The sequence below is a fragment of the Massilia timonae genome (genome assembly GCF_001866515.1).
Taxonomy (GTDB): Bacteria; Pseudomonadota; Gammaproteobacteria; order Burkholderiales; family Burkholderiaceae_D; genus Telluria; species Telluria timonae.
In genome coordinates this window covers 2,719,464-2,738,571 of the sequence record NZ_JRYB01000001.1, presented here as the reverse complement: position 1 = coordinate 2,738,571, position 19,108 = coordinate 2,719,464, and the positions used below count along the sequence as shown (strand labels likewise).

General features: G+C 60.9%; 16 protein-coding genes and 2 tRNA genes. 8 read left to right on the top strand and 10 right to left on the bottom strand.

Going from position 1 to position 19,108, the window contains the following annotated elements; genetic code table 11:
• Nucleotides 1-53 precede the first annotated feature (53 nt).
• The 4 genes from LO55_RS11740 to LO55_RS26990 all read right to left on the bottom strand — a co-directional run bounded on the left by LO55_RS11740 (nt 54) and on the right by LO55_RS26990 (nt 3,989).
• Complete coding sequence (locus tag LO55_RS11740; protein WP_071361573.1) at nt 54-1,409, bottom strand: mechanosensitive ion channel family protein; 1,356 nt, start codon at nt 1,407-1,409, stop codon at nt 54-56.
• 9 nt (nt 1,410-1,418) lie between these two features.
• Nucleotides 1,419-2,744, bottom strand: a complete 1,326-nt coding sequence (locus tag LO55_RS11735; RefSeq protein WP_071361572.1) for an RsmB/NOP family class I SAM-dependent RNA methyltransferase — start codon at nt 2,742-2,744, stop codon at nt 1,419-1,421.
• Between the two features lie 12 nt (nt 2,745-2,756).
• Entirely contained in the window at nt 2,757-3,398 is a 642-nt protein-coding gene (gene purN, locus LO55_RS11730) for a phosphoribosylglycinamide formyltransferase (RefSeq protein WP_005665729.1), read from the bottom strand.
• A gap of 63 nt (nt 3,399-3,461) precedes the next feature.
• Nucleotides 3,462-3,989, bottom strand: coding sequence for a barstar family protein (locus tag LO55_RS26990; protein ID WP_229446310.1), 528 nt, complete (start codon nt 3,987-3,989; stop codon nt 3,462-3,464).
• Between the two features lie 263 nt (nt 3,990-4,252).
• On the opposite strand from LO55_RS26990, the gene LO55_RS11720 reads away from it, so the two are divergent.
• From LO55_RS11720 to LO55_RS11705, 4 genes are all read left to right on the top strand, one after another.
• Nucleotides 4,253-4,795: a glycine zipper 2TM domain-containing protein gene (locus tag LO55_RS11720; protein ID WP_005665727.1), complete on the top strand. Its 543-nt coding sequence runs from the start codon at nt 4,253-4,255 to the stop codon at nt 4,793-4,795.
• A 119-nt stretch (nt 4,796-4,914) separates the two neighbouring features.
• Nucleotides 4,915-5,697: a spermine/spermidine synthase domain-containing protein gene (locus LO55_RS11715; protein ID WP_071361571.1), complete on the top strand. Its 783-nt coding sequence runs from the start codon at nt 4,915-4,917 to the stop codon at nt 5,695-5,697.
• 19 nt (nt 5,698-5,716) lie between these two features.
• Nucleotides 5,717-7,513 carry a type IV pilus assembly ATPase TfpB gene (tfpB, locus tag LO55_RS11710; protein WP_071361570.1) on the top strand — a complete coding sequence of 599 codons (1,797 nt, stop codon included), beginning with the start codon at nt 5,717-5,719 and terminating at the stop codon, nt 7,511-7,513.
• A gap of 71 nt (nt 7,514-7,584) precedes the next feature.
• Nucleotides 7,585-7,660: transfer RNA gene (locus LO55_RS11705), tRNA-Lys, on the top strand.
• A gap of 223 nt (nt 7,661-7,883) precedes the next feature.
• On the opposite strand, the gene LO55_RS25850 is transcribed toward LO55_RS11705, so the two are convergent.
• From LO55_RS25850 to LO55_RS11690, 4 genes are read right to left on the bottom strand one after another with little or no spacing between them, the layout of a single operon-like run.
• Nucleotides 7,884-9,824 (bottom strand): T6SS phospholipase effector Tle1-like catalytic domain-containing protein, encoded by a 1,941-nt coding sequence (locus tag LO55_RS25850; RefSeq protein ID WP_177185518.1) that lies wholly within the window; start codon nt 9,822-9,824, stop codon nt 7,884-7,886.
• Entirely contained in the window at nt 9,805-10,380 is a 576-nt protein-coding gene (locus tag LO55_RS25845) for a DUF3304 domain-containing protein (RefSeq protein ID WP_083415305.1), read from the bottom strand. Before LO55_RS25845 ends, LO55_RS25850 begins: the two co-directional genes overlap by 20 nt.
• A 15-nt stretch (nt 10,381-10,395) precedes the next feature.
• Nucleotides 10,396-11,262, bottom strand: a complete 867-nt coding sequence (locus LO55_RS11695) for a DUF4123 domain-containing protein (RefSeq protein WP_083415304.1) — start codon at nt 11,260-11,262, stop codon at nt 10,396-10,398.
• Complete coding sequence (locus tag LO55_RS11690; protein WP_071361567.1) at nt 11,259-14,078, bottom strand: type VI secretion system Vgr family protein; 2,820 nt, start codon at nt 14,076-14,078, stop codon at nt 11,259-11,261. Before LO55_RS11690 ends, LO55_RS11695 begins: the two co-directional genes overlap by 4 nt.
• A gap of 198 nt (nt 14,079-14,276) precedes the next feature.
• Between LO55_RS11690 and LO55_RS11685 the strand changes: the two genes are divergently transcribed.
• The 4 genes from LO55_RS11685 to LO55_RS11670 all read left to right on the top strand — a co-directional run bounded on the left by LO55_RS11685 (nt 14,277) and on the right by LO55_RS11670 (nt 17,069).
• The gene (locus LO55_RS11685; protein ID WP_071361566.1) at nt 14,277-14,900 is read left to right on the top strand and encodes a hypothetical protein; all 624 of its coding nucleotides are present in this window, start codon (nt 14,277-14,279) and stop codon (nt 14,898-14,900) included.
• A 104-nt stretch (nt 14,901-15,004) separates the two neighbouring features.
• Nucleotides 15,005-15,080, top strand: a tRNA-Lys gene (locus tag LO55_RS11680).
• A 61-nt stretch (nt 15,081-15,141) separates the two neighbouring features.
• Nucleotides 15,142-15,756 carry an IMPACT family protein gene (locus LO55_RS11675; protein ID WP_005665718.1) on the top strand — a complete coding sequence of 205 codons (615 nt, stop codon included), beginning with the start codon at nt 15,142-15,144 and terminating at the stop codon, nt 15,754-15,756.
• A 137-nt stretch (nt 15,757-15,893) separates the two neighbouring features.
• Nucleotides 15,894-17,069 carry an MFS transporter gene (locus tag LO55_RS11670; RefSeq protein WP_083415303.1) on the top strand — a complete coding sequence of 392 codons (1,176 nt, stop codon included), beginning with the start codon at nt 15,894-15,896 and terminating at the stop codon, nt 17,067-17,069.
• Between the two features lie 64 nt (nt 17,070-17,133).
• Here LO55_RS11670 and LO55_RS11665 read toward each other — a convergent pair whose 3' ends face one another.
• Nucleotides 17,134-18,063, bottom strand: coding sequence for a choice-of-anchor A family protein (locus LO55_RS11665; RefSeq protein ID WP_071361565.1), 930 nt, complete (start codon nt 18,061-18,063; stop codon nt 17,134-17,136).
• A gap of 92 nt (nt 18,064-18,155) precedes the next feature.
• On the bottom strand, nt 18,156-18,995 hold the full coding sequence (locus tag LO55_RS11660) for an HDOD domain-containing protein (protein ID WP_071361564.1): 840 nt from the start codon (nt 18,993-18,995) through the stop codon (nt 18,156-18,158).
• Nucleotides 18,996-19,108: the final 113 nt, after the last annotated feature.

The following is a 19,108-nucleotide window of genomic DNA, read 5'->3' as shown; positions in this document are numbered from 1 at the left end:
CCGCACACCTACAACCCGGGCATTTTACGTGGTTCTACTGCCGCACGGCAGTTTTACTTGCCCAAATTTGCGCCAGTCCCGGTCTTGTCCCGGCCTTCTTCCTGGGGAGTCCGCCCCATCACCTTCGTGATATGGGCGTCGAGCAAGCGCGTGTCCATCGACGGATGTCCGAGTTTGATCGCGCCGGATTGCACAAGTGCGTAGATCTTGCGGTTCACGTCGGAAATCGGACCGCCCTGCCCGTTCTCGGGGTCGCCCAGCCAGAAGCCGACTTCGAGCTCGTAGCCGTCGGCCACGAAGGCATTGAGCAGCACGTTCGGCGCCGGCGTCTCGAGCACGCGCGTTACGCCCAGCGGCTGCGCTTCCAGCAGCGGCATCACCACGGACAGGTCGCTGTCGTAGGACACGACCAGCTTGGTGACCGCACGCACGTTGCGGTTGGTGCCCGACTGGTTCAGCACCACGCCCGTGATCAGCATCTCGTTCGGCAGCAGCGTTTGCGTGCCGTCGGATCCGCGCAACACGGTGTAGCGCGTGTTGATGCGCGCCACCTTGCCGGAATATTTATCCAGCGTGATCGGATCGCCGATCGACAGGCTGCGCTCGAACAGGATGATGAAGCCGGACACATAGTTGCTGGCGATGCGCTGCATGCCGAGACCGAGGCCGACGCCCAGCGCGCCGCCGAACACCGACAGCACGGTCAGGTCGAGCCCGGCCAGCGACAGGCTGAACAGCACCGCGACCAGGATCAGGGCCGCGCGGCCCACGCGCGCCATCGCCACCCTGAGCGAGCTGTGCATGCGCTCGAAGCCCATCAGGCGTTCTTCGAGCGCGGCGCCGGCCCACAGCGCCAGCATCATGAGCACGACGATCGAGATCGCGCCCTGCAGCAGGTCGGCGATCGAAATCTTGTTCTTGCCGACCGGCAGGACGGTATTCTCGAGCGCCCTCATCACGTCCGGCAGGATGCCGGTCAGGTGCATGGCGACGACGATCCAGACCAAGAAGGCGAACACCTTCTCGAAGGTCTGCAAGGCCGCCCCCAGCTGGCCGCGCCGCGCGAAGGCGCGCCGCAACAGGTAGAAGAAGGTGCGGATCACGGCCAGCGACATGAACAGCGGCAGCGCCACGCGCAGCAGCGACACGCCCTGGTATTGCTCCAGCACCGTCTTGGCCAGCGCCAGCAGCCCGACGGTCAGTAGCGGCCACAGCACGCGGCTGAAACTGCCCAGGCCTACACTGATCAGGCCGCCCGTCTGGGCCCGGTCTTTCAGCAGCGAGCGGTGGATCAGCCGCGCCAGGCCCCAGCCCACCGCCACGCACAGGGCAAGGGCGACGATCTGCCAGGCGATGGCGGGACGACGGGCATCGTCCAGCAGGACGTTCAGCAGGTCCGACAGCGGCATCGCGACTCCTTACTCTCCGTCCGCGGCTGCGGCGGCGCCGGCGCTGTCTTCGCTCGCGGCCGGCTTGGCCGGCTTCGCCAGCGCCTTGCGCTGCAGGACCGCAGCGAAGAAGCCGTCGGTCTGGTGCTTGTGCGGCAGCAGCTTCAGGTAGTCGTCCATTTCGAGCGGGATCTTTTGCTCGGCCAGCACCTGGCTCATCGGCACCAGCTCGAAGTCGGCATGGTTGGCCAGGAAGCCTTCGACGATGACGTCGTTCTCTTCGTTCAGCAGGCTGCAGGTGGCGTACACCAGGCGGCCGCCGTTCTTGACCAGGCGCGACGCCGCGTCCAGGATCGAGGCCTGCTTCTCCTGCATCTCGGCGACGGCGCCCGGCTGCTGGCGCCACTTCACGTCCGGGTTGCGGCGCAGGGTGCCCAGGCCCGAGCACGGCGCGTCGACCAGCACGCGGTCAATCTTGCCGGCCAGGCGTTTGACCTTGGCGTCGCGCTCGTGCGCGATCACCACCGGATGCACGTTCGACAGGCCGCTGCGCGCCATGCGCGGTTTCAGCTTGGTCAGGCGTTTTTCCGATACGTCGAACGCGTACAGGCGGCCGGTATTGCGCATCAGCGCACCCAGGGCCAGCGTCTTGCCGCCGGCGCCGGCGCAGAAGTCGACCACCATCTCGCCGCGGCGCGCGCCGACGATCTGGGCCAGCACCTGGCTGCCCTCGTCCTGCACTTCGATCGCGCCTTCCTTGAACAGCGGCAGGTTTTGCAGCGCCGGCTTCTTTTGCACGCGCAGGCCCAGCGGCGCGAACGGCATCGGCTCGGCCACGATCGGCGCTTGCGCCAGCTGGGCGACCACGTCGTCGCGCTCGGCCTTGATGGAATTGACGCGCAGGTCCAGCGGCGCCGGGGTGTTCAGCACCGCGGCCAGCTCCAGGGCTTCCTGCTCGCCGAACTGGGCCACCAGCTTGTCGAACAGCCACTGCGGCAGGTTGGCACGGATCGGGCCCGGCAGCAGGTTGCGGTCGACTTCCTTGATGCGGGTGAGGAAATCGGTCTCATCTTCGGTCAGGCCGCCGATGCTGTCGATGCCGACGGTCTCGGCCAAGCCCAGCAGGGCCAACTTGCGCATCGACGGCGTGTTGCCATGGCCGGCGAAGTCGGTGAAGAACGATTTATTGCGCAGCACGGCGTACACGGCTTCGGCGATGACGCCGCGCTCGCGGCCGCCGAAGCGCGGGTTGTCCTTGAAGAAGCGCGACAGGGTGACGTCGGCGGGCGAAGTAAAACGGAGAATCTCGCGCAAGACTTCTTCGGTCTTGGCGACGATCGCTGGAGGCAATCTCATGTAAATCCTTGATTAAATACTGATGGCGTCGGCCTGGGAGTGATCCGTGGACTCGACGATGCGCACCGCGCCGTCTTCGACGACCAGGCGGTCCTCGATGAACAGGCGTACGGCGCGTGGGTAGATCTTGTGTTCCTCGGCCAGCAGGCGCGCAGCCAGCAAGTCGGGTGTGTCGCCAGGCAGGACTGGAATCCTGGCCTGCAGCACCGACGGGCCATGATCGAGTTCGGCGGTGACGAAGTGCACGGTTGCGCCGTGTTCGCTCATGCCGGCGTCGAGCGCCTGCTGGTGCGTGTGCAGCCCCGGGAACAGGGGCAGCAGCGACGGGTGGATATTCAACATCCGGCCCGCATAGTGCTCCACGAATGGCGCGGTCAGGATGCGCATGAAGCCGGCCAGCACGACCAGGTCGGGCTGGTAGGTATCGATGACTTCCTGGAGTCTGGCGTCGAATTCGGCGCGGGTGGCGAACTCCTTGTTCGACACCACGGCGGTCGGGATGCCGCGCGACTGGGCAAAAGCCAGGCCGCCGGCATCCGGCTTGTTGCTGATCACCGCTGCGATACGGGCCGGCCAGCTTTCCGCCTCGGCCGCGCGCACGACCGCTTCCATATTGCTTCCGCGGCCGGAAATGAGGATCACGATGTTTTTCATAGCCGGCATTGTACCGTAAGGCCGGCTGCCAACCGCAGCCCTCGGGGAGGGTTGGCGGCGGACTCAGGCGGTCGGCGGGACCGTCGCGAACGAGTAGAACACGCGGAACGGCACCTTTTTCTCGGCCCAGAATTCGGCCGCGTCGCGGAACACGTCGAGCAGGTTTTCGCGCGCTTCCTTGTCGAACTTCTGAGCGCTCGGCAACTGCTCGAGCACCACGATAAAGCCCGGCTGCGGGCCGGCTTCGTGGATAGTTTCGGTCAGGCAGGTGCGCAGCGCATCAAAGTTCTTGCTGCACGGCTTGGGGAAATAAAAATTCTCGCCGATGCGGGCGCAAACCTGCTGCTTGGTGAGCGTATTGGCGCAGTGGGCGTACAGGAAATGATGTCCGAGTCGCCCGGCCTCCTGTTGCAAATCGCCAACGCGAAACGCGCGAATGGCTTGAACAAGATTTGGCGCCACTCTCATCAACAAACTCATTTTTTCCTCAAATCGACCTGTCAATAACGCGCCATGGCGCCACCCCTCGCGGCGCTGGGTAGCGCTGCTGCTTCTTACCTCGCTGTCGTTGCTATACGCCAATAAGTCCATGATTTGTGTAAGGGTAACGTTTTGTGGTATTGGAAGCAACCCAAATGTGAGTTTCAGATGCCTATTTGTAAGAATCGGTAGGTCCATCTGTGACACGAAAACGCCGCTTTGGGGGCCGGTTTCATTCTGGCGCGAGTTGTTCCACGCTTTATTCGCTGTTACATTTTGTTGCCACGCGGATTCGATGGTTTTTTGCGATAGGCGTACCATGAAGTCTGTAACGAATCGACGAATCAAGTCGCACCACTCAACGAGGTACTCTCATGAACTTGCAAGCCAAACTGATCATCTCGGCCCTCGGCATCGCCACCCTGCCCCTGGCCCAGGCCGCCGACTTCGAAGACTTCGGCCGCGTGGTGCGCGTCGAGCCGCGTCTCGAGCAAGTCCGTACCCCGCGCCAAGAATGCCGTACCGAATACGTGCAAGTGCCGGTGCAGCAAGAACGCGGCGCCGGCGGCACGATCATCGGCGGCATCGCCGGCGCCCTGCTGGGCAGCCAGGTCGGCAGCGGCAACGGCAAGGTGGCCGCCTCGGCGGCGGGCGCGATCGCCGGCGCCATGGTGGGCGACCGGGTCCAGAACAATGGCCGTCCGCAGGGCAGCACCGTGCAGGAACAAGCCGTGCAGCAATGCCGTACCGTGGAAGCGATCGAATCGCGCACCGCCGGCTACAACGTCACGTACGAGTACCGTGGCCAGACCTACACGTCGCTGATGAACCGCGACCCGGGCAACCGTGTGCGCCTGCGCGTCTCGGTCGAGCCGCTGGACAGCTACACCGGCCAGCAGGCGTACAGCCAGTACTGATCTTTGTAGCATTAGAAATCGAGCAACGCGGCCCACGAGGCCGCGTTGTGCATTCGGGCCCGAGCTTGCGCTGGGGGAACCCATCCCCCGATAATAGGGCGATTCCACCAGGCTCCTCTATGCTCATCAAACGCAAATCCATCGAACAAGTCGAATCCTCGCGCCGTCCCGCGCGCAAACCGAAGTTCGCACCCGTCACGCTGTCCGAACAGGACGGTGTCCGTTACCTCCACTTCGGCACCGAGTGGGTGCAAGGCGCCATGCGCATCCGCAAGCCCGACTGGCCCGAGCTCGAATACGCGCAGCAGATGATGGCGTGGATGCTGTTCATCGAGACACCGCAGGCCATTGCCCAGCTCGGCCTGGGGACGGCCGCCCTGACCAAGTTCTGCTATCGCCAATTCCCGCAGGCGCACGTGACCGCCGTCGAACTCAACGAATCCGTGATCGCGATCTGCAACTCGATGTTCAAGCTGCCGCCCGAGGACGAGCGCCTGCGCGTGCTGGAGATGGATGCGCTCGACTTCGTCGAGGACGCGGCCAACCACGAAGCCTATGATGTGCTGCAGTGCGATCTGTACGACGCCACCGCGCGCGGCCCGGTGCTCGACACGCCCGAGTTCTACCAGGCCTGCGCCGCCTGCCTGACGCAGGACGGCATCATGACCGTCAACCTGTTCGGCGACCACCCGAGTTTCGCCAAGAACCTGAAGGCGATGAAGTTCGCCTTCGGCCACGTGATCTGCCTGCCCGAGGTGCACGACGGGAATGTGGTGGCGCTATGCTTCAAGACCCGCCCCACGCTCGACAAGGAAGCGCTCGCCGCGCGTGCCGCGCAGATCGTGGCGCAGACCAAGCTGCCTGCCAAATCCTGGGTCAAGGGATTGCTCGCCACCGATTGACCATTCAGCCAGGGCCACCGTGAACGCCATCCCGCAAAAACCCGCCAGCCTGCGCAAGCTCGACTTGCAATCGATTTTCTCGTGGCTGCTGGCCGACGGGATCGTCACCAAGGAGAAAGTCAAAGCCGATTTCGCCCAGGCCCAGGGAATCTTGAAGAATGCGCCGGGCACCATGCATCCGCTGACGGCGGTGGCGCAGTGCAAACTGGTCTCCAATCTGCCGCCGCACCGGCTGCTGACGCTGGATGTGCTGACCGAATGGTGCGCGGCCAAGGTCGGTCTGCCCTTCATTCGCATCGACCCGCTCAAGATCGATTTCACCAAGGTGGCGGACGTGATGTCGGCCAGCTATGCGGCGCGCTTCAATATCCTGCCGGTGGAAATGACCGCGACCACGCTGGTGGTGGCGACGGCCGATCCGGCGCTGACCGAATGGGAGCCCGAGATCGCCAAGGTTTCGCGCCGCCGCATCGAGCTCGTCCTGGCCAATCCGCTCGACATCGCCCAGTACATCTCCCAGTTCTTCGCGCTGGCCAAGTCGATCCGCGACGCCAACCGCAGCAGCGGGCAAGACGTCGCGATGCGCAACAACTTCGAGCAGCTGGTCGAGTTGGGAAAATCGAACAAGCAGTTCGACGCCAACGACCAGCACATCGTCAATATCGTCGACTGGCTATGGGGTTACGCCTTCGAGCAGCGCGCCTCGGATATCCACCTCGAACCCAAGCGCGAATTCGCGACCGTGCGTTTTCGTATCGATGGCGTGCTGCACCAGGTCTATCAGGTGCCGGCGGCGGTCATGATCGCGATGACCGCGCGCATCAAGCTGCTGGGGCGGATGGACGTGATCGAGAAGCGCCGGCCGCAGGATGGCCGCATCAAGACGCGCACCGCCGGCGCCAGGGAAGTCGAATTGCGGCTGTCGACGATGCCGACCGCGTTCGGCGAAAAACTGGTGATGCGTATCTTCGATCCGGATGTGGTGGTCAAGACCCTGCCGGAACTGGGTTTTCCGCCTGGCGATGCGCAGCGCTGGGATGCGCTGACGAAGCGCCCGCACGGGATCATCCTGGTGACCGGGCCGACGGGGTCGGGCAAGACCACGACGCTGTACACGACGCTCAAGGCGCTGGCGACGAGCGAAGTGAATGTGTGCACGGTCGAGGATCCGATCGAAATGGTCGAACCGGCATTCAACCAGATGCAGGTGCAGCCGGGCATCGACCTGTCGTTTGCCGATGGCGTGCGTTCGCTGATGCGGCAGGACCCCGACATCATCATGGTGGGCGAGATCCGCGACCTGGAGACGGCCGAGATGGCGATCCAGGCGGCGCTGACGGGACACCTGGTGTTTTCGACCCTGCATACCAACGACGCGCCGTCGGCGGTGGTGCGCCTGCTCGAATTGGGGGTGCCGGATTACCTGCTCGAGGCAACCTTGATCGGCGTGATGGCGCAGCGCCTGGTGCGCACGCTCTGCCCCGTGTGCAAGGCGCCGGGCGGGGAATTGAGCGATGAGGTGTGGGACAGCATTGGCGGGGCGTGGAAGATCGCGAAGCCTGCGACCGTGTATCGGGCGGTGGGATGTCCGGAATGCCGGCAGACCGGGTATCGGGGGCGGACCGGGATTTATGAATTGCTGACAGTGAGCGAGGGGTTCGGGCGGTTGATTCGCGAATCGGGCGAGATGCGCACCTTGCGCGAGCAGAGCGTGAAGGATGGGATGAAGCCGCTGCGCATTGCCGGGGCGATGAAGGTGGTCGAGGGGGTGACGACGGCGGATGAGGTGCTGAAGGTGACGTCGGCGCTGTCGTGAACGGCGTTGTGTCGAAAATGTTGGACAGCCCTAGCGCAAACCGGAATCGCCGGCTATAATGCTGCCTCTTCGGGTCGTTAGCTCAGTTGGTAGAGCAGCGGACTTTTAATCCGTTGGTCGCGTGTTCGAGCCACGCACGGCCTACCAGAATATGTTGTAGCAAAGAAGGCGTTGCGAGTGATCGTGACGCCTTTTTTGTTTTTCAAAGCCGAGTGAACCATATTCGAAACCAAAAAGATTGCCCGACGAATACAATCCACAGTTGCATCCTACAGACTGACTGCTTCACTTCGCACACGCTGCCTGTGCATGAAGCGTCTTTCCATTTGACTTGAGATGCCGCCAAGCGGCAGCGCTCGACCGCGAACCTTCATCCCATCATCACATCTTCAGTACCATTAGCGTGAACGGCAAAACGTAATTTTTCGTCGCCGCCAATATAAATTACACGCGGGTCTGAGGGATAAGTTGCATCCCTCCCGAAACCGGCAAGTGAATCATGGACATAATGCTCAAAGATTCGAGCAACGGCCTCGTTCGGATTTTTCTCGACGCGAAATATTTCGCTCTCATAGGAATCGATCAAGCCTCGATAGTGGGGGCGCAGGTTACTCTTGGCATACTTAACATTTTTTGATTGTAATAATGAACGGATAGATTGTGCATCGTCTAGCAATTGGCGATCATAGAGCGGAGCCAAGGAGTAGACCCTCGACATATCCGGGATGGCATCGCGCTCAGCTTTCATTGTTAAATATTCGTGTTCTCTCGCTGCCACTTCGGCCTTTGCTTTTTCGATCATGTGACTTGATGGCGCCATTGCATCACTGGCTCCTCTGGCGGCGATCAGAGCGTTTTCGGCCACCCCAAGTTGTTGTTCGAGTGCCTTGATTTTCGACTCGTACGCAGCTTTTTCGCTCCTGAATCTTCCTCCCTCCTTTCTCAACGATTCGGAGAAGTCATTCTTTTCCTTCGCACTTCGCTTCATACATTCAAAGCGCCAGGCTAAATAGAATTTCATGTGCCTGTTAAAACCTTCTCCAAGGGTAGGGGCATTACCAACAGCTTGCAGGTATGTGTTGAATGCTTCACGAAGATCGCTGCTTGTACGAAAGTCCCCGCGAATCAACCGGCTTTCAGGCAGCATTGGTACGCCTTTCGAAACTGCGAAATCGTACATATGACGTAAAGGTATCAGACTCAAGCTCTCGTCTTCCAATAACGATTTGGCTCCTTCGCCTGCCGCATATCCTCCACCTACATCCGAGTGAGCGCCAGGGTAGATCACTTCGAAAAAGTGAGCGGGCTTTACGATACGCCCCTCTCTCATGACACTAATGCTATCGAGAGGAAACGAGTTACGTATCTCATGAGCAGCAACAAAATGCCGGACTTCCTCGACACTCTCGTGAATCTCCAGCTTGTCCGCCCACGAATTGTGCCCCGCATTTTTCCCAGGAGCTGGATCCGCTCCGGGTACTCCGCTGTCAGAAAACGCCAGTCTTACCGGACGAGTATCGGAATAATCTTCCGCCCTCTCATCTAGCATGCCCCTTACATCGGAAAGCATCGGATTATAATAGTCAGTATTATTTTGGCTCATCGGCTTCCCCACCGACGCTACCGTATCGAATAAGCCCATGAACGAGAACCGTACTGGCCAACCTCCCTGTCTCAGAACCCACCTTTGATCGATGAGTTTGCAGCGAGTGTCCATGAGGGCATTGACGAACGCTCGAGCCAACGCGGCTCCACGGCTGAATCCGAATACTGCAACGCTGATTTCCTCAATAGCATTCGCTGGAGCAACTGCCCTGGCCATCGGTCTTTTTAGATATCTGTCAAACTCTTTCAACGCAAAATCAAGACGAGCCCCACCCATTGCTCCAAACGCTGCGCCTGTTATTGTTCCACCGGGATCTCCTATCTCGCGAAAATATGTCCCGATCCCAGGTATGTAGATCGAGTGAATACCGTTTGCTGCATTAGTCGCCAGATGAGCACGATACAACCGCGCAACATTGCTATGCTTCTGCAATTTCATATCTGCCTCAAGATTATTCCCCGTCCCATCAAAAAAGAATGAGAACCAAATTCTCTGCCTGCATTTTGAAGGTTGAGCATTTCTTTCAATCTCATCAGAAATAGCAGCAACAGCATTCGATATAGGAGAAGCTTGATGCGCAACTTGAGGCATCGTCGCAGGAGCTTTTGCCGAAACATCGACTGCATCTCGCAGATCTGCCGCTGACTTTCTTGAGGCGGGAGATTTAGCATCGCCAACCTTTGAATTATCTGGATTTCTTCTCATCCTTGCACCTCGAAAAAATGGTCTGATCTTTACGATCCTCATCAAGGCGCATTTCCGGAAGAGAGATGAATTCCGTCACCTTGACCTTCACGGAACCATCGGGATAGAAATGTGTCTCCAAGTACGCTGGCTCTAAACTGGTGGGCGGATCCATATAGACCAGCGCTTCCTTATAATAAAAGATTCGCCTTTCGCCAACGCGTCCTGTCAGGCTTTTTATTGGATAGGTACATCCATCAACTTGCCACTTGACCTTGACTGTTATTTTCTCACGCTGAGCTTTCGAAATCCTTGTGCAACACACAACTCCACTACCTCCGCTAGTCGGCGAACTCAAGTGCACGTGCCCGCCCCCTGAACTATCTATTGAGTAATGATCGATGAGCCGATTAGTGTAGTTGAAGCCAATCAATCCTAATATAAAATATTCGCCAGCATCACTTTCCTCCACCACACCACCATCTACTACCTCTTTTGCGATAGCATCTCGCACCGACAACCCGACGAAAAATATCGCTATGAAAGCAAGACTGAACAATAGTTTTTTTGGTATCATTTTTACTACACCCCTCTAGTTTCCAAATTCACCACTATTCAGGAAGGCCTTCAAATTATTGACGTCATTGGATCTAATATACTCAAGCGTCTTCTGATACACCTTCATCGGCATTTCATTTACGCCAAACAACCTGATCATCGCATATAGCGACATCTGCAATACCGATCCAAGCCTTTCTTTCCTTGCCTCGATGACGCTTTCCAAGACAAAATCATATTGAGATTCACATGGAATCTCGAAGAACCGATCCGGCACACTTGACCTTAATGAAGCCAATATTTGGTCGATTTCGGAAGACTCCAGCAAGAGATTTTCCTGTTCCTGACTCAGCGAGATAGATTTTGAGAGGACCTTGACTTCTCTATACTTCTCTCTGGCTTGTGCAATCCGGCCGGCTCGATCAACGTAGTACCACGAGCTGACTCCACCAAGAAAATCTTCCACCTGCTCCTGCGTCAGGATATCGAGTAGACTTTCAAATACACGAGGATCGAAAAAGCGAAGCATGGCTTCGACACCTCCTGCGAGAGTGATATGCAGGCGTGCGCCAAGCTGGCTTGCGAGGTATGCCAAATCCAATGGCGAGACGAGTATCATTACTGACGAAGAATAAGTTCCGTGTTTCCGCAGCCAGTCAAATACAAGACGGGACAACCTGATTTTCCCTCCATTAGCAGCAAGAAGGAGAATGGGAGCGACCACCAGTACGCTTTCCTCTTTGGTCCCATCAAACAAACTCATCCACTCCGCTGAACAATTCCGTAATTGTTGAGATAATCCCGGCAATCCACCGTGATCAAGTAGAAGAAAAATATTTTCTCGAGGTTGGAATTCGAGCAATTCCGTAGTTATTTTTCTGAAATCAATATATTCACTCATGCCGACCTCAGGACGAAGGGGGAGCCCGTTCTGCGGGCTCGTATCAGGCACTCTATGCAGATGCTGGCCGGTAGAGTCGGCAATGGATAGTCCAGCTTGCTTGCCCCACTCAAGCTCTTCTTCCCTGCCTGTATAACAATCTTTCCAGGGCACAGAACGTTGATATTCCCACTATCGATGACGATGCTCGCACCGCCTGCAATGGATAAATTAATACTCTTCGCCGCGGCCCAATCGATGTGCGCATTCGTACTCAGTAGACTGACTTCGTCGCGCGCTTGAATCTTCAGCTCATCAGCCTGACCCTGAATATCGATTGCATCCTGTGCGGCAACCAACTGCAAACCTGCGCTGACCGCATCAGCCTCGACCGTCCCACCGAGCACTCCGATAACTTGGCCAGAATGAATGCAAATGTGACCGCCGCTGATAGACTGCATATCTTGCGCAGCTATCATCGAAACGGTTTCATCACTCGTTATTTGTAAGCTCTGCCCCGCATCCACGCCGACGCCGTTTTTGGCTGCAATTGCCACCATCGGGGCAGCCAGTTGCGACATGCCCGCACCAGCCGGCGCGCCCTCAGCCGTGTCAAGCCGACGTACATCGACGTTTTCCGACAATGCGGCAAGTATTGCGTTCAGGGGCGCCAAATTTTGATCCAGCACACTCGAACAAGCCTTCGCAGCCCCCGCATACGCCGCCAACCCAACGGTTTCATGATTCATCGCCGCCCGATGAAAAACCTCCGCCATTTTCACCGCCTGCTCCACCAGCCCGACCCCACCCGCATTCTCGCTAGCCGTATCCCGCACAGCCGTTCCATGATTAATCCCGTAACTCGAGATCAAGAGGCCGCCGCCAGCCCTTACCGCCCCGAACGCATCAGTTCGCAACTCCGCCCCCAAGCCGCGAAAACTTCCCCGATAGTTATCCGCCGAGTGAATCAAATGCCCTAGATTCAACTCGGTCGCCGCATGACTACATCTGAGCTGCACCCTCCCCTGCCCATCGGTATCGTCGAACAGCAGTTGGCTATACCCCGAACTACCAAACTCCTTGCTCCGAATCCCCCACTGCGCCGCGCCATTGCGATGTCCCTCGCTCTCCGGGGACGCCCCATGCCACACCGGACTATTACCGCCCGCCAGATTGCCCTGTCCCGACCGCGCATGATCATTCGCTTTCTCGAAGGGCGACACCTTGCCTTGGGCAACCCGCTCGCCACCTGGCGTCGGCACGACGCCTCCCTCGCCCTGGCCGTTATACAAAGCTCCGACGATCACCGGCCGATCGATATCGTTCTCCAAAAACTGGACCAGCACTTCCTGCCCAATGCGCGGCAAGAACTGGAATCCCACCGACCGCTGCGCCACGCGCACCCAGCAAGTCGCGCTGCCGCCGTCCTGCCAGTGAAACCGGATCCGCACCCGCCCCAGCCGGTCGCAGCACAGTTCATCGGCGCCCTGCGCGCTGTCGCTGCCGCCCATCCCGACCACGATCGCGCTCTGCGCCCCGCGCGCCGTCGGCTTGGCGTGCGTGCGCCCATCGCTGCCCGGCAGTTCCGGACGCCAGGGCGCCGCGGAAGGAATCGCCTCGAAGCAATTGGCATAGCCGGTGCGACGCGCCTGTGCGATCGCCAGCCCAAAATCCGCCGGCACTACGCGCAGCGCCTGCTCCAGCAGTTCCGGAAGAGGACCGAACAACTCCGCCAGCGCCTCCCGGGCCGGCGGCGGCAGATTGTTGATGCCGACGCTGCTCACCCGCAGGACGGTGAAGGCTCCGGCCGCGCCCAGTTGCCGCAGCGGCGCGCCGGTCACGTTCATTCGCGTACCGGCACGCAAGGTGCGCACGGTCGAACTTCCCGACCAGAGCTGGCCGCGCGCCTCCTTTCCCTGCATCTGCAGATCCACATAACGCCGTGCCTGCGCGCTATTGGCGTAGGCATACTGCCCAGGTGCATCATACGATTCGAGTTCCGGCAGCTTGTTGTAGCGCACATGGGACGGGGAGTTCGCGCTCACGCTGCGCCTGGCCTTGTAGTCGCTGCTGAGCACCGTCATGAGCGAGGCGTGCAGCCGCTGCCGGGCATGCAGGGATTGCACCGAGTCGCGCTGCTCGACCGAGCTGACGCCGTGGTAACGAATGCCGCCGTCCGACGCGCTGCTCGCGTCCTCCGGCACGGCGCCCGGCTGGCTGCTGTCGGCGAACAGCACCAGGCCGTGTCCCTCGTCGCTCTCTTCGCCCCGCCAGCACAGGCCTTCCTCGGCCAGCAGGCGGAGCACGAAGTCCAGATCGGACTCGCGGTACTGGCAGCAATAGCTGCGCGGCAGTGCGTCGGCCATGAAGGAAGCGGTCTCGTCGCTCCAGCGCCAGCGCGCCGCCGGCCGGTAGTCGGCGAAGACCGCATCGACAATGTCGATCACGCGCTTGTCTTGCCATACCCGGCAATTGCGCACATGGGCCAGGCGCCAGATCCAGGGGGCGATGCGAATCCGGTAACGCGCCAGCCCGCCATCGCTGCCCAGCATGGCGGCATCGCAGATCTCGCCCGAGAACCGTTCCCGCGTGCCATCGGCCAGAGCGAGTTCGAGCGTGGCCGGTTGCCCCAGCAGCGCTGTCACCGGGATAGTGGCGCTGGTCGACAAGGCGATTACATCCCGTAAACCGACCTCCTGCACCGCCTCTTCGGCCGCGAATGCCTCGACCAGCAGCCCGTACTCGTCGCGCTCACCGATCCTGAGGTCGATGAGTCTGCTTGCTCCAGAAAACTCTGCCAGCGCGGCGCTCACCTCCTCGATCAATGCATTCGCCATGGCAATACGTGCTCCTCATCAACTGATCAGGCACACGATATAAGCAGCAGGGCAGTGGAGAATTGCGCACCGTCATTAGCGCAAGCCTTAAGCGGCAAATCGCGGAACGAAGAGCACGCGCACGCGACAGCGCGAGCCGAACGCAGCCCTGCGAGAATTTGATGTTAAAGTAATTGCAACTATCTATACCATCGCGCCATGCACCTTATTTCCAGAATTTTCCTCGTCGGATACCTGCTGATCGTCGCCCTCTTCTTTACCTGCGGCATCGGCCTGATCGTCCTGTCCGCACTCGAAGCCTGGAATGCCCTCAACCCGGGCATCGACGCTCCCGTGCGTGCCCGTTTTGAAATCCTGTTGGAGTGCATTGGCCTGCTGACCATTGCCGTTGCTTCCCTCGAACTCGGCCAGACCGTGCTGGAAGAAGAGATCCAGCGCTCGGCCAACATCAGCTCGCCCACCCGCGTGCGTCGTTTCCTGTCGCGCTTCCTGATCGTGGTGGTGGTCTCGCTGTCGGTGGAAACCCTGATCGGCGTATTCCAGTTCGTGCACGGCAAACCCGAGTACCTGCCGCATGCGGCCTCGGTCGGCCTGGCCGCCGCGGCGATCCTGGCGACCTGGGGCCTGTTCGTGCGCATGAATACCGAAGCCGAGAAGCTCGAGCCGGAAGCCATGGCCGAGGTCAAGGCCGAGGACGACGAAGTCGAAGGCGAGGACAGCGGCGACAAACCCGAGACCGAGCCCGTCCATGCGAACGAAATACCGCCCCACCATGCGCCAGGACAGCCGCACCCCGGCCACCCGCCCGGGCGCAAGGAATGAGACGAGACGGGCTGCGTGCGCCTGAATCCATAAAGTGATTCGCATAAAAGTGATTCGAAGCACTTGGTAAATCGGCTAAGTGCCGCTATAATCTCGTCTTCTTCGGGTCGTTAGCTCAGTTGGTAGAGCAGCGGACTTTTAATCCGTTGGTCGCGTGTTCGAGCCACGCACGGCCTACCAAAGATTCAAACAACAACGCCAGCCTTCGGGTTGGCGTTGTTGTTTTCACTTTCCGAACGCCATGCCCCAGACGATCGCCAGCGCCGTTCAGCACGAACTGGTCATCAAGAAAAGCCGCTTCATCGCCTGCGTGCAGCCGATGCCGGACCGTGCCGGGGCCGTCAAGATCGTGGCCGAGCTGCGCGCCCAGCATCCGGGCGCGGCCCATGTGTGCTGGGCCCTGCTGGCCGGCGGCCAGTCGGCCGCGGTCGATGACGGCGAGCCCAGCGGCACAGCGGGCCGTCCCATGCTCGACGTATTGCGCCACCAGGACCTGGAAGGCGTGCTGGCCACCGTGGTGCGCTACTTCGGCGGCGTCAAGCTCGGCGCGGGCGGACTGGTGCGCGCCTATACCGACAGCGTGGCCCAGGCCCTGCTGACGGCGACCAAGGTTCCGATCATCAAGCTGCGCCGGTTGCGCTGCACCGCCCCGTACGCCATGGAAGGCATGCTGCGGCGCGAACTCGATGCCGCCGGCGCCAGCCTCGACGCGGTCGAGCACGGCGACGACGTGCGCTTCACCTTCAGCCTGCCGGCCAACGCCGCCGACGCGCTGCGCGCCCGCCTCGACGAAGCCGGCCACGGCCGCCTGCAATGGCCGTCCGACGCGGACGACGGGGACCGCGAACCCGCCTGAAGCCATTCCCGCGCCCTATACCCGTCATCACGACACGAAAGCGGACGCACCCGCCCGCTCCCGGTATAGTGCCAGACCCGGCCGCGCATACGCTTCGGCCGGCTTTCCTCTTTCCACCCCGAACAACAACAATCCCCGTGATCAAGAAAAGCCTACTTCCACTCGCCCTTGGCGGCTTCGGCATCGGCATGACCGAATTCGTCATGATGGGCATCCTGCCCGACATCGCCAACGGCTTGCACATCACCATTCCGCAAGCCGGCTACCTGATCACCGCCTATGCACTGGGCGTCGTGGTCGGCGCGCCGACCCTGGTCAGCCTGGTGGCCGGCCGCCCGCCGCGCAGCGTGCTGGTCTGGTTCATGCTGATGTTTGCCATCTTTAATGCGATGTCGGCCTTCGCGCCGAACTTCGAGATCATGATGGTGTCGCGCTTCCTGGCCGGCTTGCCGCATGGCGCCTTCTTCGGCGTCGGCGCGGTCGTGGCCAGCCGCCTGGCCGACGAGGGCCGCACTGCCGCCGCCGTCGCGACCATGTTCACCGGCCTGACCCTGGCCAATGTGCTGGGCGTGCCGCTCGGCACCTGGATCGGCCACGTCATCGACTGGCGCCTGGTGTTCCTGATCGTGGCCGTGATCGGCCTGCTCACCATGTGGAGCCTGCGCCAGTGGGTGCCGCATATCGAACCGGGCAAGCGCACCGGCATCATGCAAGACCTGCGCATCTTCCGCCACCTCGACCTCTGGCTGGCGCTGGGCATCGTCTCGATCGGCACCGGCGGCTTCTTCGCCTGGTTCAGCTATATCGCGCCATTGCTCACCGACGTGACGCGCTTCGATTCGACCACGATTCCCCTGATCATGACCGCGGTCGGCGTCGGCATGACGGTCGGCGTGCAGTTCGGCGGCCGCCTGGCGGACCGCGTGCACCCGCTGCCCGCCCTGCTGATCCTCATGATGTCGATGACCGTACTGCTGCTGTGCAATGGCTTCCTCGCCGAGTCGAAGCTGGCAATGGTCGTGCTGGCGTTCCTGACCGGCGCCAATGCGCTGGCGATCGGGCCACCGATCCAGCTGCTGCTGATGGAACACTCGCGCGAAGCCGAGATGCTCGGCTCCTCGCTGGGCCAGTCCGGTTTCAATATCGGCAATGCGCTGGGCGCCTTCCTCGGCGGCGTCCCGCTGACCCTGGGCTATGCCTACACGGCGCCGCAGTGGGTGGCGGCGGCCCTGGCGCTGTGCGGCGTGGGCTTGTCGGCGATCATGCTGGCGCGCCACCGCATGCAGACGCGCGTGCTGGCCGGCTGCGTCTGAGCGCGCGATAAAAAACGGCGGCCCATGGCCGCCGCGTTCACTGTTTGATATTGCTTACGATTGCTCAGGCACGCCTGCGCCGCATGGCGATTGCGCCGGCCAATCCGGCCATCACCAGCGCGAGGGTGCCGGGCTCCGGCACTTCGGCCGGCGTGTCCACCGGTGGGTTGTCGTTCACCAATTCGAAGCCGGGAATGTCGACCGGCCTGAAATAATTTTCCGCGTCCACCTGCACGCTTGAATCCCAAGCGTCGGCGATGACCTGCCCCTTGATGACGCCATGGTTGGCGGTAACGGTCGCATGCGGCGCCAGCACGCTGCCGAGAATGCCTTTCACGTCGACCGTTTCCGCCTCGAAGAAATTGAACAGGACGTTGTAGTCCTTCAGCGGGTCCATGCCGCCAGTGAAGGCGCCGTGCTTGCCGCTGATATTGAAGATCAGCGTCTGATCCTTCGTCAGGCCGCTGAGCACCCAGTTGTTTCCGCCATTGAGAAAATCGGCCGAGACATTGAATATGTCAAGAACACCATTGCCACTGCCGATGAGCTTGTTGGCACTGTGCTCGCGCTCGACCCGGCCGGTCGCATCGACCAGGCTCAGGCCGGCGGCGATCTCCCTGAACTGCTCCGTCGCGCTCGCGAAATCGACTGGATTGACCGTCGAACGCGGCGGCGTGGCCGCGCTTTCCAAAGAAACCTGGCCGCCAGCATAGGTTTGACCATTGTGAATCGTGCCGCTCGTCAGCGAGATATTGCCGCCCGCTACGATCGAATACCCGGCGTAGGCCGCCTTGTTCTTCAGGTTGACCGCGTAATTCTGGATCGTGACGTTACCGCCCGCGACGATCGCCCCTTCGACGTCGCTCGAGATCGCCTTGAAGTCGCGCGCCGTATAGACGTTGGCGCCGCCCATGATGGAACCGAGGTCGATGACACCGGCCTGTGCGCCCGTACCGGCCAGCGCCATGCCCAGAAGTACGCCAAGCTTGATCATGAAAAATCCGACAGGAAATTAATAATGATCAAGAGTATCACTCCTGGCGCGCTGCTTGGTTGCAAAAACGATACGCTATCGCGGATATTCCATCAGACCAGGGCGATGTCGCCCATGGCCTTCGCTGTCTCGGCCGCCTCATCCAGGATATCTTGCAGAGTGACTTCGTCGAACACGAAGTCGAGTGCGCTCTCGCCATGGTCCGGCAGCCGGGCACGGCGGCTGTCGAGGGGCGACGCCACCGGCGCGTACTGGTTCGCGAGCAGCAATGTATCGAGCAAGGTGCCCGGCGGCATGTTCAGCCAGCCGCCGCGCATGTCCGCGATCGCCTCCGACACCGCCGGCGGAATCGACAGCTTCTTCATCACCTCGGCGCTGACCACGTCTTCGCACAGGGCGCCCCAGTTCTCCGGATCGTCGTCCAGCAGGCCGGGAAACTCGTCGGCCCGCGCCAGCAGGTAAAAGGCGCCGACCTCGTGCACGATGCCGGCGAACAGGGCGGTATCGGGATTGACGCCGGTAACCCGGCGCGCCAGCGAATGGGCGATCGAGGCGACCTGGGTCGTGTGCGCCCACAATTGCTCGGCCTTGGCGCGCAAGCCCGGATCGTTGATCCGGTTGCCAAACTGCCGCACTACCAGGCTGGCCACCAGGGCCTGCAGGCGCCGGTAGCCGATGCGCGCCACGGCCGCGCGAACATTGGTCACCGGCATCGTACTGCTGCCGCCGAAGGCGGGCGTATTGGCGATGGCGACCGTGCGTGCGGCCAGTTGTGGTTCGGCCAGCACCAGGCGGATCGCCTCGTCGATATGACAATCGGGGTCGTCGAGGGCGAGCTGCAGGCGCAGCACGGCATTGACGCTGGTGGGGAAAGTGATCTCACCGCGAACGGCCTGCGCCGCGATGTATCCAAATGCTTCGAGTTTATTCACGTCGGTAATTATAGCCCCCGCCGGATGCCGGACCGGAGGCCATGGCGGCCCCCTCTCCGCCGGCTGCCCAAACTGTGGCGCGTCATCCACACGGCATAAGCACTCACCGAAAA